This is a genomic window from Novosphingobium sp. LASN5T, assembly GCF_003856955.1.
GTDB lineage: Bacteria > Pseudomonadota > Alphaproteobacteria > Sphingomonadales > Sphingomonadaceae > Novosphingobium.
This window is the reverse complement of sequence record NZ_RQSI01000043.1, coordinates 1-14,202: the sequence shown is the minus strand read 5'-3', so window position 1 is coordinate 14,202 and position 14,202 is coordinate 1. Positions and strand designations below refer to the sequence as shown.

At 60.4% G+C, this 14,202-nt stretch carries 15 protein-coding genes; all 15 read left to right on the top strand.

Annotation, left to right across the window (positions count from 1 at the left end):
* Positions 1-31 precede the first annotated feature (31 nt).
* Complete coding sequence (locus tag EH199_RS19760) at positions 32-682, top strand: cation transporter (protein WP_124810874.1); 651 nt, start codon at positions 32-34, stop codon at positions 680-682.
* 32 nt (positions 683-714) lie between these two features.
* Positions 715-1,059, top strand: coding sequence for a hypothetical protein (locus EH199_RS19755; RefSeq protein ID WP_124810873.1), 345 nt, complete (start codon positions 715-717; stop codon positions 1,057-1,059).
* 70 nt (positions 1,060-1,129) lie between these two features.
* Positions 1,130-2,395, top strand: coding sequence for a TolC family protein (locus EH199_RS19750; RefSeq protein ID WP_124810872.1), 1,266 nt, complete (start codon positions 1,130-1,132; stop codon positions 2,393-2,395).
* Between the two features lie 4 nt (positions 2,396-2,399).
* Complete coding sequence (locus tag EH199_RS19745; RefSeq protein ID WP_124810871.1) at positions 2,400-3,551, top strand: efflux RND transporter periplasmic adaptor subunit; 1,152 nt, start codon at positions 2,400-2,402, stop codon at positions 3,549-3,551.
* Between the two features lie 4 nt (positions 3,552-3,555).
* Positions 3,556-6,798: an efflux RND transporter permease subunit gene (locus EH199_RS19740; protein WP_124810870.1), complete on the top strand. Its 3,243-nt coding sequence runs from the start codon at positions 3,556-3,558 to the stop codon at positions 6,796-6,798.
* 65 nt (positions 6,799-6,863) lie between these two features.
* Positions 6,864-7,358 carry an SRPBCC family protein gene (locus EH199_RS19735; protein ID WP_190287364.1) on the top strand — a complete coding sequence of 165 codons (495 nt, stop codon included), beginning with the start codon at positions 6,864-6,866 and terminating at the stop codon, positions 7,356-7,358.
* 74 nt (positions 7,359-7,432) lie between these two features.
* Positions 7,433-7,744: a zf-TFIIB domain-containing protein gene (locus EH199_RS19730; protein ID WP_124810893.1), complete on the top strand. Its 312-nt coding sequence runs from the start codon at positions 7,433-7,435 to the stop codon at positions 7,742-7,744.
* 122 nt (positions 7,745-7,866) lie between these two features.
* Entirely contained in the window at positions 7,867-8,298 is a 432-nt protein-coding gene (locus tag EH199_RS19725) for a hypothetical protein (protein ID WP_223806793.1), read from the top strand.
* A complete protein-coding gene (locus EH199_RS19720; protein WP_124810868.1) occupies positions 8,285-8,905 on the top strand; it encodes a cation transporter in 621 nt (206 codons plus the stop codon). The genes EH199_RS19725 and EH199_RS19720 overlap by 14 nt, the downstream gene beginning before the upstream one ends.
* A gap of 11 nt (positions 8,906-8,916) precedes the next feature.
* Complete coding sequence (locus tag EH199_RS19715) at positions 8,917-9,285, top strand: DUF305 domain-containing protein (RefSeq protein ID WP_223806792.1); 369 nt, start codon at positions 8,917-8,919, stop codon at positions 9,283-9,285.
* Between the two features lie 64 nt (positions 9,286-9,349).
* Positions 9,350-11,860 (top strand): heavy metal translocating P-type ATPase, encoded by a 2,511-nt coding sequence (locus tag EH199_RS19710; protein WP_124810867.1) that lies wholly within the window; start codon positions 9,350-9,352, stop codon positions 11,858-11,860.
* A 55-nt stretch (positions 11,861-11,915) separates the two neighbouring features.
* Positions 11,916-12,371, top strand: a complete 456-nt coding sequence (locus tag EH199_RS19705) for an MgtC/SapB family protein (protein ID WP_124810890.1) — start codon at positions 11,916-11,918, stop codon at positions 12,369-12,371.
* Complete coding sequence (locus EH199_RS19700) at positions 12,371-13,054, top strand: ZIP family metal transporter (RefSeq protein WP_124810889.1); 684 nt, start codon at positions 12,371-12,373, stop codon at positions 13,052-13,054. The genes EH199_RS19705 and EH199_RS19700 overlap by 1 nt, the downstream gene beginning before the upstream one ends.
* Positions 13,055-13,095: 41 nt before the next feature.
* A complete protein-coding gene (locus tag EH199_RS19695) occupies positions 13,096-13,530 on the top strand; it encodes a hypothetical protein (RefSeq protein WP_124810866.1) in 435 nt (144 codons plus the stop codon).
* Between the two features lie 58 nt (positions 13,531-13,588).
* Positions 13,589-13,987 (top strand): flagellar hook-basal body complex protein FliE, encoded by a 399-nt coding sequence (locus EH199_RS19690; RefSeq protein ID WP_124810865.1) that lies wholly within the window; start codon positions 13,589-13,591, stop codon positions 13,985-13,987.
* Positions 13,988-14,202: the final 215 nt, after the last annotated feature.

Sequence of the window (14,202 nt, the reverse complement as noted above, 5' to 3'; positions counted from 1 at the left end):
CAGGTCCAACCTGACGAATCGGACCGGACAAATGGCGGATCATTGCTGCTCGAAGAAAGGCGACACCTTGGCGATACTCGCCGCCAAGAAAGAGCAGCGTCGCGTCCTTGTGGTCGTCATGATGATTAATCTCGCGATGTTTTTCGCCGAGTTTGGTGGTGGCGTGATCGCGCGCTCATCAGCGCTAATGGCAGATTCTGTCGATATGCTGGGTGATGCCTTTGTGTACGCTCTTAGCATTTATGCGCTTCATAAAGGCGCAAAATGGGAGGCCGGTGCCGCGATCGTAAAGGGCGGCATCATTCTGCTATTCGGTGCAGCGGTGATTGCGGAACTAGCTGACAAGATCGTCAATGGCGTGCCGCCCTCGTCGTCACTGATGCTGGCATTTGGTTCCGCTGCGCTTGTCGCCAATCTCGCATGTCTGGCGATGCTGTGGCGCTTCCGGGGCGCCAACGTGAATATGTCCAGCACTTTTGAATGTTCGCGCAATGACGTTGCGTCGAATATCGGTGTCTTGATCGCAGCGGGTTTGGTGGGTGTAACAGGTTCGGCATGGCCTGACATCGCCATCGGGGCGATCATCGCTATGATCTTTCTGCGCTCTTCGTGGCGCGTGCTTTCGGAAGCCATTCCAGCGTGGCGTAAGGCCGATCCGCTTCCATCAGGCACTTTGCGATGACAGGTGTGAAAAAATCGGCTAGAGGCGTGTCCATGTTTCGCTGGAGCTTCCTCCTTCTTTGCCTGCTTGTGGCGTCGCTAACGACGGTTGCAACTGTGCATGCGAACGAAGTGCCTAATCCGACGCTCTCAGCAGCTCAGACCAGCATCGAATGTTCGGGTAAGGTCCACAGCGAAGGGGACGCGGACCAATCGCAAGGCGATTCTGATAAGGGTGTCCCTCATCACCATGGCTGCCATGGTGCGGCCTCCTTCCTGCCTGCGCGTGCCGCCGAGGCCACCATCTTTGCTATCGTTACGGAAGCGCTGATGTCCGTCGAAGAGGCGGCTCCTGGTCGCTGGACCGTCGGGCCTGATTTGCGGCCTCCTATCGCCTGATTGAAGCTCAACTGACTGTCACCCGTATTCCGGGTGCGCAGATTGATGCCTATCAATCAGGAATTTCTACATGCACAGGATCATTGCGGCCTTTCTGGCTGCCACGTCTTGCGTCGCCGTGGCGCAAGCACAGGACAATGTAACGGCACAACAGTCTGTAGGGGCTGTGTTCACTCTCGATGATGCAGTCGCGGCCGCAGGCGGAAGCGCCCCGGCAGCAGATGCGGCGCAGGCTGGGATCGATGCAGCTCGCGCGGGACGGACCGTGGCTGGCCTTCGTCCCAATCCGACGGTTCAGAGCCAGGTCGAGAACGTCGTCGGGTCAGGGCCTTATGGTGGTTTCCGCCAAGCCGAAACGACTGTTGGAGTCAACATCCCCATCGAGTTGGGCGGGAAGCGTTCGGCCCGCATCGCGGTTGCGGATGCGCAGTCGAACAGGGCAGTGCTGATCGCAGCGATTACCCAAGCCGACATTCGGGTGCAGGTCACTGCACTCTATATCGATGCCATTGCCGCGGAACGCCGGGTGGTGACGGCCCGCGATCAGCTTCGTATCGCGCAAGATGCCCTTAATGCCGCCAAGGTAAGGGTTCAGGCGGGGCGGGCTTCGCCGATCGAAGAGCAAAGGGCAGATGTTGCACGGCTGAATGCCCAAGCGGGTGCCGAGCGGGCAGCCAGGCTTGCGGATGCGGCGCGTGCCAATCTCGCGCGTCGGATCGGCAAGCCCATTATTGGGCCGCTGGATACCGCCGCGCTCGATTTGCTGCCACCGGCTTCTTACGGCCCGAACATGGTAGAAAGCGCTGGAACGCTGGCCATGGCGGCCGCCGATGCGGATCTTGCTATCGCCGACGCCGGCGTCCAGCTCGCTAAATCCCAGCGCGTGCCCGATGTAACGGTCGGTCCGGCGATCCGCCGTCTAGAGGTCAGCAAGGATATCGCGGCGGTGTTCTCCGTCTCGATCCCGATACCGCTTTTCAACTCTGGTCGGGCGGCCGTCGCGCAAGCGAGCGCGGAACGCAGTCGTGCCGAAGCTCAGCGTCGGATGACCGCGCTCGACGTAGAACAGGCCATTACCGATGCCCAAGCGGAGGCAGACAATGCCGCAACCACTGCGCGAAACGCCAGCGGTCCCGCGCTTGTCGCGGCTCAAGAGGCCGCTCGCATCGCCCGCGTCGGATATCGTGAGGGCAAATTCGGACAGCTCGATTTGCTCGATGCCGAACGGACCCTTGCCGACACGCGGGTCGCCGCGATCGATGCCCTCGCCTCGTACCAAAACGCCAAGGCGCGGTTGCAGCGTCTCACCGCTCCCGCGCCGGAACAGGGGAATTAATCCTATGAAACTGACAAAGAAAACTGCGCTTCTGCTGCCATTGACCCTGGCCTTTCTTCTCGCCGGCTGTGGCGGGGGCGGTGAAGCCAGCACTGAGGCTGCTGCCGCCAATGAGCAGGAAGCAAATGCTTCCCCCGTCGAGGGCAAGATTACACTTTCGACGGATCAGATCGCGTCGGCGGGAATCCAGATTGCTCGGCCGACCGTGGGTGGAGGAGGAACGCTAGAGCTGCCGGCGACGATTGAGGGTGATCCGCAAGGCACACAGGTGGTATCGGCTGCGATTGGTGGGCGTGTGGTATCGCTAACCCGGAATCTTGGCCAGTCCGTGGGTCGCGGAGATACTCTGGCCGTCATCGAGAGCAGAGAAGCGGCGCAGCTCAAGGGCGAAGTCGAAGCGTCTCGCGCACGTCTCGCGCTGGCGAACTCCAATCTGGCACGCGAACAGCGGCTTTTCGCGCAGCGCGTCTCGCCGGAACAGGATCTCATCGCCGCTCGAACTGCGGCCATTGAAGCGCGGATCGCCTATAATCAGGCGCAGCAACAGGTCTCCGCCGCCGGTGGAGGTGGGGGTGGCCTCAACCGTCTGGGTATTGCTGCGCCCGTTTCCGGTCAGGTCATATCACGCAGCGTCGTGCTAGGTCAGACCGTCGCGGCGGATGCTGAACTCTATCGGATCGCCAACCTGTCCAGTGTCTCGCTGTCGCTCAACCTACAACCCGCCGATGCGGGCCGGGTCAAGCCAGGGAACACCGTCACCGTTACCGCCGCTGGTCGTCAGGCTACCGCCAAGGTTAGCTTCGTGTCTCCTGCGCTCGATGCACAGACCCGGTTGGTTCCGGTCATCGCCATACTCGACAATCGGAATATGGAATGGCGGGTGGGTGAGCCGGTGACGGCCTCTGTCCAGCTCACCGGCAGCGGTGGTGATGGCGCGATCAGCGTGCCCACGACAGCGGTGCAAACAGACGAGGGGAAGTCGGTCGTATTCGTCCGGACCAAAACCGGCTTCCAGGCCGTCCCCGTCACGTTGGGCGATACCAGCGGTGCCAGTGTGATTGTTCGCTCAGGCCTCAAGGGCACCGAGCAGATCGCGACCGTCAACAGCTTCACGCTCAAGGCCGAACTCGGCAAGAGCGAAGCGGCGGAGGATTGAGCCGATGATCGCCCCAATCGTGAATTGGGCGGTTCACAAGCGCTGGCTCGTCCTGCTTCTGACCGCCATAGCCGCCGTTATTGGTGCCGTTGCCCTGTATCGGCTCCCGATCGATGCGGTTCCGGACATCACCAACAATCAGGTCCAAATCAACATCAAGGCGCCTGCCCTTTCGCCCGAACTGGTCGAAAAGCAGGTAGCCTTCCCTATCGAAACAGCACTCGCCGGCATCTCCGGTCTTGAGAATACACGCTCGCTTAGCCGGAACGGCTTTGCGCAGGTTACGGCCGTTTTTGATGAATCGACGGACATTTATTTTGCCCGTCAGCAGGTAGGAGAACGCCTTACAGGGGTCTCCGAAAATCTGCCCAATGGCGTGGTTCCGGAGATGGGACCGATTTCCACGGGTCTGGGCGAGGTCTATATGTGGACCGTCAAGCTTGAGCACCGCAAGGACGACAAGCATCTGCCCGGTGAACCCGGCATGCAGCCCGACGGAAGTTATATCACCCCGGAAGGCGACCGCCTCACGGATGAGACTGAACGGGCCACATATCTGCGTACCACGCAGGACTGGATCGTCAGCCCGTTGCTGAAGAACACCAAGGGCGTTGCCGGCATCGACTCCATCGGCGGCTATGTGAAGCAATTTCAGGTCGTCCCCGATGTCCAGCGGCTTGCTTCGCTAGGCCTCACTCTCACCGATCTCGGCACCGCGCTCGAACGCAATAACACAAGCGTCGGCGGCGGATTCGTCAATCGCAATGGTGAAGGGCTGGCTGTTCGCTCCGACGCCCTTATCCGCAACGCCAACGAATTGTCGCGGATCATCGTCGCTACGCGCGACGGGACACCCATTACCCTTGGCCAGGTTGCTGCCGTGAAAACCGGGCAGGCCATACGTATGGGTTCGGCATCTGAGAATGGCACGGAGGTCGTGGTTGGCACCGCCATCATGCGTATCGGCGAGAATAGCCGCACCGTGTCGACGGCCGTAGCAGACCGCTTGCAGGAAATTCAGGCATCGCTTCCGCCTGACGTCGTTGTGCAACCGGTCCTCAATCGAACCGAACTGGTTAACTCAACTATCAAGACGGTCGCGAAGAATCTGAGTGAAGGTGCGCTGCTCGTCATCGTCGTGCTGTTCGCTCTGCTCGGAAATTTCCGCGCCGCACTCATCGCTGCGATGGTCATTCCGGTGACGATGCTGCTGACCGGATTTGGGATGCTCAAAGCCGGCGTGTCTGCCAACCTCATGAGCTTGGGCGCTCTCGACTTCGGTCTTATTGTCGATGGTGCCGTCATCATTGTGGAAAATGCGCTCAGTCGTATGGCGCATCGCCAGGAACATGAAGGTCGCGTGCTGACCCTTCATGAGCGGTTGAATGTTGTCGCATCGGCGGCGCGCGAGATGATCCGGCCTTCGGTCTATGGCCAGGCCATCATTATCCTTGTCTATGTCCCGCTGCTCACCCTGACGGGTGTTGAGGGCAAGACCTTCGTGCCGATGGCGCTTACCGTCATCATCGCGCTCGCCTTCGCCTTCGTTCTCTCGTTGACGGCCGTGCCGGCAGCGATCGCTATCTGGCTGTCCAATCGTGTCGATGAGAAGGATGGTCGGATCATGAGCTGGCTGAAGGCCCGCTATGAACCCGGTCTCGATAAGGCGATGAACCGGCCAACCTTGACCATAGGCACGGGTGTCGGCGGTTTCGTGCTGGCCATCGCGGCGTTCATGTCGCTCGGCCAGGTCTTTCTTCCCCAACTCGATGAGGGCGATCTCCTCATCCAGGCCCTTCGTATCCCTGCCACCTCTGTCCAGCAGAGCCAGGCTATGCAGGTTCCCATCGAGAAGATGCTTACGGCTCAAAAAGAGGTGCAGTTCGTCTTCTCCAAAACAGGCACGTCCGAACTTTCGTCGGACCCCATGCCGCCCAACGCCACCGATATGTTCATCATCCTCAAGCCTCGCGACCAGTGGCCCGACCCGAGTCTCACAAAGGCGGATCTAGTCGCTCGCTTCGAAGCCAACCTGAACAAATTCCCCGGCAACGCCTATGAGATCACACAGCCGATCCAGATGCGCTTCAATGAGCTGATTGCTGGCGTGCGAGGCGATCTAGCGATCAAGGTGTTCGGCGACGACTTCAACGCCATGAACGCCACCGCAGAGAAAATCGCTAGCGTTCTCAGGCGCACTCAGGGCGCTGCGGACGTCAAGGTCGAGCAGACCACGGGCCTGCCCATGCTCGATATCCGGGTAAATCGCGATGCTATGTCCCGCGTCGGTGTGACTGCGCAGGACGTACAGGACATCGTGACCGCAACTTTGGGCGGTCGCGAGTCCGGCATGATCTTCGAAGGGGATCGGCGCTTTCCCGTGGTGATCCGTCTATCGGAAGCTCAACGCGCTGACCTATCGACGCTACAGCAGGTCCAGGTTCCTCTTCCTGGGGGCAAGTTCGTTCCCCTCGCGAGCGTCGCCGACATCAGGATCGTGGATGGTCCAAACCAGATCAGCCGCGAAAATGGAAAGCGCCGTGTCGTGGTACAGGCGAATGTTCGTGGCCGCGATATCGCCAGCGTCGTGGAAGATGCGCGGGCTACCATCGCCAAGGACGTGCGTCTGCCAGCAGGCAGCTATCTCGAATGGGGCGGCCAGTTTGAAAATCTGGCTTCCGCGCGCGAGCGGTTGCAGCTCGTGATCCCGGCCTGTTTCGTGCTTATCCTGATGCTCCTCTATGGGGCGCTCGGGTCAGCTCGCGACGCGGCGATCGTGTTCACGGGTGTTCCGCTGGCTCTGGTCGGTGGTGTGCTGCTCCTGTTCTTGCGGGGAATGGACTTTTCCATATCCGCCGCGGTTGGCTTCATCGCATTGTCGGGCATCGCAGTATTGAACGGCCTCGTGATGGTCTCCTCCATTCAGGAACTCATGCGACGAGGGATGGACAGGGCAGAGGCGGCCCGAACCGGAGCCATCCAGCGTCTCCGCCCTGTAGTGATGACGGCATTGGTCGCAAGCCTTGGCTTCGTGCCGATGGCCTTGGGGACAGGCGCTGGCGCCGAAGTGCAAAAGCCCTTGGCGACCGTTGTTATTGGCGGTCTCATCTCGGCAACCCTGCTCACCCTGTTTGTGCTTCCGACGCTCTACGCCCGCTACGGTCGACGCGAGATACCTCTCTACGAGGATCTCGAAGAGCATGAAGAACCGCAAGGCGGCGAGCAGCTTCCGCAACCTCAACACTGATGAGCGAGGGGGAGGGCATGTGCATCATGGTCTCCCCATCCTCGAACAAAGTGAGGAAATGGAACATGATTGAGGAAACCGTTTTCACGGCGCCGATCTCACAACTGAGGAGCTGGAGCTTCATTTCGGAGCTTGGCGGATATGGACAATGGCATCCGAACTATCGGTTCAGCCAGCTCAATGCGCAGGCAACCCATGCCGAACTCTCGTTGAAACTGTTCGATCGGCGGCGAGCCAGGCTCTGGATCGAAATCGACCATATCAATAAGCCGCAAGGTTTTGGTTGGCGCGGCCAGGTCAGCGGCCTTTTCAAGTTCAGTGAACGCTACGAAATCCTGCCCGCCAAGACTGGCGCGGAGGTGCGCCATATCTTTGAACTGCGAGGTGGACTGGGCAGTATCTTAGGCTGGTTCTCACGTCGCACCATACGCGAAGAGATGCAGGAACATGATAGCGCCCTGCTGAAAGCCCTCAAAAAGCGTGGGCTACGGCCACCTCACGGCAAGGTGCAACTCAAGCTCGTATCGACGGCACCGACACGCGGATCGACCAATGACTGAGTCGAATTCGCGTTCCTCGACATCGATTGCATCTGCGCGCCGCCGTCGGCGCGCTCCACAGGAAAGGAATCATCATGGTAGATAACGCTGCCCATCAAGGCCTGCCTTGCCCCGTTTGCAAAGTCGATCTCGTCATGAGCGAGCGGCAAGGCATCGAAATCGATTATTGCCCGCAATGCCGGGGGGTTTGGCTCGATCGCGGCGAACTCGACAAGATCATCGAACGTAGCATGGCCGAACAGCCGGCTTATCAGGAACCGAGCAGCACATTGGGCATGTTTGGCGACAAGCATGGCCGGAGCGGCAAGCATGGTGGTGGCCACGGTAGCAGCCACGGCGGCGGCCATGGTGGGCGCAAAGGCTTCCTGCGCAACCTGTTCGACTGATCGAATATGAACCGGCCACCGCACCGATTTGAGCCTTTCGGGACGTGCGAGATGGCCCGCGCCATGGGCGCCGCGCCCCCTCGGGCGCCCATGGCGATAGATATGCACAGCGGAGTTGGAGGATGAGCAAGTGGAGGACTAAAGGTTTGTTGCCGCTGCCCTTGCTCTTTTTGGGCGGCGCAGCGGCGATAGCCGTTCTGACAGCATGTTCCGAACAATCCGCCGGCGATGATCCCGACGGAAGGCATGATCGCAGTTCGCTGCCGGCGCTGATCGGCGAGCAAATCTATGCCTGTGACGACGGCTCCAAATATGATGCCGACTTTCTTGCCGACGGTCTGACCCTGGATATTGCTCGGCTACCCGCCGAAAAGCCGGTGCGACTGTCGGCGCCGGCAACTGGCCTGACCTATGTGGGCCATAATCTCAACGTGGCCATCTCCGGCAGCGGCGCGCTGACGATGACCCGTCCTGATCGCAAGCCTGTGCGGTGCCTTCGCATCCGCTCAGAACAGGCGATCGGAAACTCCACGAAGGAGGATGCAGGTGGCTGACATCCCTCCCAATGGACCTTCGGCAATCGAACGGCGGACGCTGTGGATCGTCCTGCTGTTGAATGCGGCCATATCGGCGGCCTTTTTCGTCACTGGCTTGGTAGGCGATTCAAGTGCGTTGATCGCCAATGGTGTCGATAATCTCTCAGATGCCGCCGTCTATGCGCTCAGCATTGCGGCCTTGACGCGCGGCCCGGTGTGGAAGACCCGCGCTGCTTCTGTGTCAGGGATCATGCTGTTGGTCTTTGCCGTGGGCATCCTTGCCGATGTGGTGCGTCGCTATATCTACGGCAGCGAGCCGATCGGCAGTGATATGATGGTCATGTCGGCAATAGCGGGGGTGGTCAATTATGTCTGCCTCAGACTGCTTCAGAAACTTGACGCCCCGGACGTCAATCTGCGGGCAGCCACAACCTTCAGCTTCAACGATTTCGTCTCGAACGGCGGAATATTGGTCGCCGGCGGCTTGGTCATTTGGCTGAAGACCAACTGGCCCGACCTGATCGTCGGATTTCTGACGGCCGCCATAGCCATCAAGGGCGGTCTCGAAATTCTCAAGGACGCCGGGAATGAAGCGAGCGCAAAACGAGAGGCCGGACTGAAATGAGATCATATCGAATGAAGGGCATGACGCTCATCGGGCTGAACATGGCCATTATGGCGATATCCTCGCCGGCGGCGGCGCAGCATGCCGATCACCAGCGCGCGTCGCCTCCCCCTAGAGAGGCCGCTTCGACCACCGAATATCGCGCCATCAACATCCAGATGCATGGGGCGATGGACGTCCCATTTTCAGGTGATGCCGATGTGGACTTCATGCGCGCCATGATCCCCCATCATGAAGGTGCGATCGCCATGGCCGAGGTCGAACTGAAATATGGGCGCGACCCAGAGGTTCGGCGCCTCGCCGGTGAGGTCATCAAAGCCCAGCGGCAGGAAATCGCAGAAATGCGCGCCTGGCTTGCCAATCATGAGCGGCAGAAATGAACAGGCGCGGCTCAATCCACCCATTTGCTCTGCATGAAACAATCGAAAGATCGGAGATGGACGCATGACCGAGAAGCTGAAACTCGACATACCGCTGGTGCTGCCGGAGGTAGCGGACTCTGCCGATGCTTGCGTCGGTCGTCTGGTGAAATCCATCGAGGGAAGGGCAGGGGTCGAAACGACGCATGTCGTCGCGGCCGTCGATGGCGCGCCGGCAAAGCTGTGCGTCCACTACGACCCCGACCAGCTTTCGATGCAGCGCATCCGCGACTTCGTTCAGAGCGCGGGCGCCTCGATCAGCGACCGCTACGGCCATGCCCATTGGGACATGACAGGCATCGGGCATCAGCGTCGGGCCAGGACCGTGGGCGATAAATTGCGCGGTCTGCCCGGAGTGCTGGAGGCCAGCGCGGATGCATCCGGCAAGGTTCGGGTCGAGTTTGATCGGGAAGAGACTTCCGACAAGATCATCCTGTCGGAGCTGGCTGGGATGGGCGTCAGGCCGATCGCTCGCGCCAAGGCGCAAGAGGATCATTCAGGCCATGCCCACGGCTCGGAAAAGGCGAAGGCTGAGGAAAGCCATGCTGGACACGACCATGGCAGCGAAGAGGGTGGCCATGAACATGGTGGCATTTTCGGCGCCAATACCGAGCTGATCTTTGCGCTGCTATGCGGTGCACTGCTGGGGATAGGCTATGGCATCGAAAAGCTGCTGGTCGGGGCGCCATCGTGGTTGCCCACGGCCTGCTATGTTGGAGGTTATTTCTTCGGCGGCTTTTTCACGCTGCGCGAGGCCATCGACAATCTGAAACTCCGCAAGTTCGAAATCGATACGCTTATGCTGGTCGCGGCTGCCGGTGCCGCCGCCCTTGGAGCCTTCGCCGAAGGCGCGTTGCTGCTCTTCCTCTTCAGCCTGGGTCACGCCCTCGAACACTATGCCATGGGGCGCGCGAAGCGCGCGATCGAGGCTCTGGCAGAGCTGGCACCAAGGACCGCCCTGGTTCGCGGCAAGGATGGAAGCACCCATGAAGTCCCGGTGGAGGATCTAGCGATCGGCGACGTCATCGTCGTCAAGCCGGATGAGCGGGTGGCCGCCGACGGCTTCGTCATCAAGGGGACCAGCGCAATCAATCAGGCCCCTGTCACGGGCGAGAGCATGCCGGTTGATAAAAAGCCGGTCGCGGACGCCGCTGCTGCGCGCGCAAACGCCGATCGCCTAGATGCAGAGTCTCGCGTCTTCGCCGGGACGATCAATGGCAGCGGGCTGCTTGAAATCGAGGTGATACGGCTTTCGAGCGAAAGCACGCTCGCCAAGGTGGTCAAGATGGTGAGCGAAGCGGAGACGCAAAAATCGCCAACCCAACGATTCACCGACAAGTTCGAGCGTGTTTTCGTCCCGGCTGTTCTCGCGCTGGCCTTCATCCTCCTGTTCGCGTGGGTGGTGGTCGATGAGCCATTCCGCGACAGCTTCTATCGGGCCATGGCGGTGCTGGTGGCGGCCAGCCCCTGTGCGCTCGCCATCGCAACGCCCAGTGCGGTTCTGTCAGGGGTGGCGAGGGCAGCGCGCGGTGGCGTGCTGGTAAAGGGTGGCGCGCCGTTGGAGCTGCTGGGTTCGCTCAACGCCATAGCCTTCGACAAGACGGGGACGCTCACCAAAGGCGAACCGCGCATTCAGAAAGTCATCACCGCGCCCGGTGTCGAAGAGGAAGAACTGATGGCCATCGCAGTGGCGGTCGAATCGCTGAGCGATCATCCGCTCGCGCAGGCGATAGCGCGAGATGGCAAGGACTATGTTCGCAACAGGCCGATTCCCGAGGCCAGCAATCTGAAAAGCCTGACTGGGCGGGGTGTTTCGGCTCTGGTGGACGTTGATGAGGTGTTGATCGGCAAGGCGGAAATGTTCGGGAACGATGGCATCCCGCCACTTTCCGCGCAAATGGCAGAGGCGATCGAGGAGCTGCGCAAAGGTGGCTTCACATCGATGATCGTGCGCCGGGATGGTCAGGATCTCGGTGCGATCGGGCTGTTGGATACGCCGCGTGAGGCGGCACGCGCTACCCTTGAGAAGCTGCGGGCGCTCGGCATCGAGCGCATGATTATGATCTCTGGCGACAATCAGCGGGTGGCGGATGCCGTCGCCAAGCAGGTCGGCATCGATGAGGCGTGGGGCGACCTCATGCCCGACGATAAGGTTGAGGCGATCAAGAAACTGAGGGCGCAGGCAAAAGTCGCCATGGTCGGGGATGGCGTCAATGACGCACCAGCCATGGCTACGGCCACGGTCGGAATTGCGATGGGCGCTGCCGGATCAGACGTCGCTCTCGAAACTGCCGATGTCGCATTGATGGCCGACGACCTTGCGCATCTGCCATTTGCCGTTGGCCTCAGCCGGCATACCCGATGGATCATTCGCCAGAATGTTTTCGTGAGCCTGGGCGTCGTCGCCTTTTTGGTTCCAGCGACTATCCTTGGGCTGGGCATCGGGCCAGCGGTGGCTGTCCATGAAGGTTCGACACTTTTGGTCGTGGTCAACGCGCTGCGGCTCCTGGCCTATCGCGACGCGACGAAGGGATGAGCTGGCGGTCCATATCAACGGTGTCGTTGCGGCGCCGAACATGGCCGCGATGATGCTGATCGCGCCGTCATGGTGGGAGACCGCCACCCACATCCTCAGCTTGGGCGCAGCCTACGCGCTAGCGCTGCCGGTGGGGTGGGACCGGGAAAAGGATGAGCGGAGCGCAGGCATCCGCACCTTTCCTCTCGTCGCCATCGCCAGTTGCGGATTCGTGCTGGTCGGCATCGCTATCCTTGGTCGGACGTCGCCTGCGCAGGCCCGAATCCTTGAAGGCTTGATTACCGGCGTCGGTTTCATCGGTGGCGGCGCGATCCTGAAGCATCGCGGCAAAGCGTCGGGCACTGCTACCGCCGCCAGCCTTTGGGCGACCGGCGCGCTGGGCGCCGCAGTAGGATACGGCCTTTATGACATCGCTGTCGTCCTCAGCTTGACCACGTTCCTGACCTTGCGCGGCTCTCGCCCTTTGAAGCGCGCGACACATGACAGCAGCGCGTCCCCGGAGAAGGCATGATGTCGGCGATACTCTACACCCTCATCCCGCTTACGGCCGTCATCATAGGGGCGGTGCTGTCGGTCGTTCGACGCCCCGGTCCCACATTTGTAAGCGGGATGCAGCACCTGGCTGCGGGCGTTGTCTTTGCAGCGGCGGCATCGGAGGTTCTTCCGCAGATCAAACATGGCGCTTCGCCGGTAGCCACGCTGATCGGCGGATTGGTCGGATTAGGCGTCATGCTCCTGCTCAAGGTGGTGGAGGGCAGAGCCAAGGGGCCAGTGGCAATGCTTGGTGCGGTCGGGATCGATATTCTTGTCGACGGCCTCGTTCTGGGGCTGGCCTTTCTCGCTGGCGAAAAGGCCGGGTTGCTGTTGACGGTCGCCCTGACGCTTGAAGTCCTGTTCTTGGGGCTGACGGTGACGGCCGAGCTTGGTGAAACGATCGTTTCGCGATGGCGCATTGTGGGCATCACGTCCGCCTTGGGCCTTCTCCTACCGTTTGGTGCATGGATAGCAGCGCCGGTTGCCCTGTTTCCTCCAACCATCATCGTTGGTTTTTTGAGCTTCGGCATGGTGGCTCTGCTTTACCTCGTAACAGAGGAATTGTTGGTCGAGGCGCATGAACGGCCCGACAGCCCTCTTGTCAGCGCAATGTTTTTCGTTGGTTATCTCGGACTCCTCCTGTTGGAGGAGTTGATGTGATCGCCCCTGCTAACAGACCGCGCGCTCGCCGGATCTCTGTAATGGCAGTTCAGTTGGCAGCTTTGGTTGCCGTGCTGATCGGTACGATGGTGTTTTTCGTCAGGTTCGTGGCGGCGCCGACGCCGCATTCCATGCCGCAGACCGTCAATCTCACCATCATTGTCGAGCCGGGGGGATCGCAAGAGGTCAACGGATATCTTGAGTCTGGGGACCGCATGGCGCTCTCCTGGCAGACCGACGGTGCCGACCTTGGCTATCGCTATCATGTCGAGAGCGGACATGAGACGCCGAGCATCTTGGCGATCGGGCTGTCCAGTGACGGCGAACAACAGTTCAAGGCCGCACATGGCGGCTTCTACGGCATCGGCCTCCGGAATTTCACGGGTCGCAGAGTGACCGTGACCCTGAAGGCCACGGGCACCTTCGAATATTTCAGGGCGATGTTCGCTCAGCGCAAGCAGGAGGCCACCAAGTGACGAGGCTCCCGCATATCCATTCTCAGCTCGCAGCACCCGCATCGGCAGGGAGGCCATCATGACGGACATCGATAGAGTTCTGGCTGCTCGCAATGCTATAATTCAACGCAATGCCGCGATCCGCAATGCGACGGCACCGGCCACTATCGATCCGAAAGCGGCAGAGGCCTTCGCCGCGAAGCTGCAGGGCGCACTTAGTGCCACCGCAACCAGCGTACCGGCATTGACGGTCAATCAGCCTTCCCCAACGGATAGCGTCCGCTCCGCGATCGCCAGCGTGAACGAGACTATGGAACAGGAGGATGTGGCGACCGAGGCCTATGAGCGCGGAGAAACGACCGACATAGCGGCGGTGATGCTGATGAAGTCGCGTTCGGATATCGAGTTCGAGGCAACGCTTCAAATCCGCAACAAGCTGCTCGCCGCATATAAGGATATCATGAACATGCAGATTTAGCGGCCGCTCGGCGTTCGCTGCCTTTGCAGGATTTGGTTCTGCTGGATGGCCCGGATGCGTTCGTCCTGCTGCTGACGGACCTGCACACCTGTCCCCCGTCAGCGCCAATGGCACAGATTTGAGGTTGTGATTTAAGGAGGGTTGGGGCTTCGTCGTAGTGACGAAGGAACGAAGATGAAGCCCCAACCCTCCTTGAAAAAATCGCCGACCAAGGC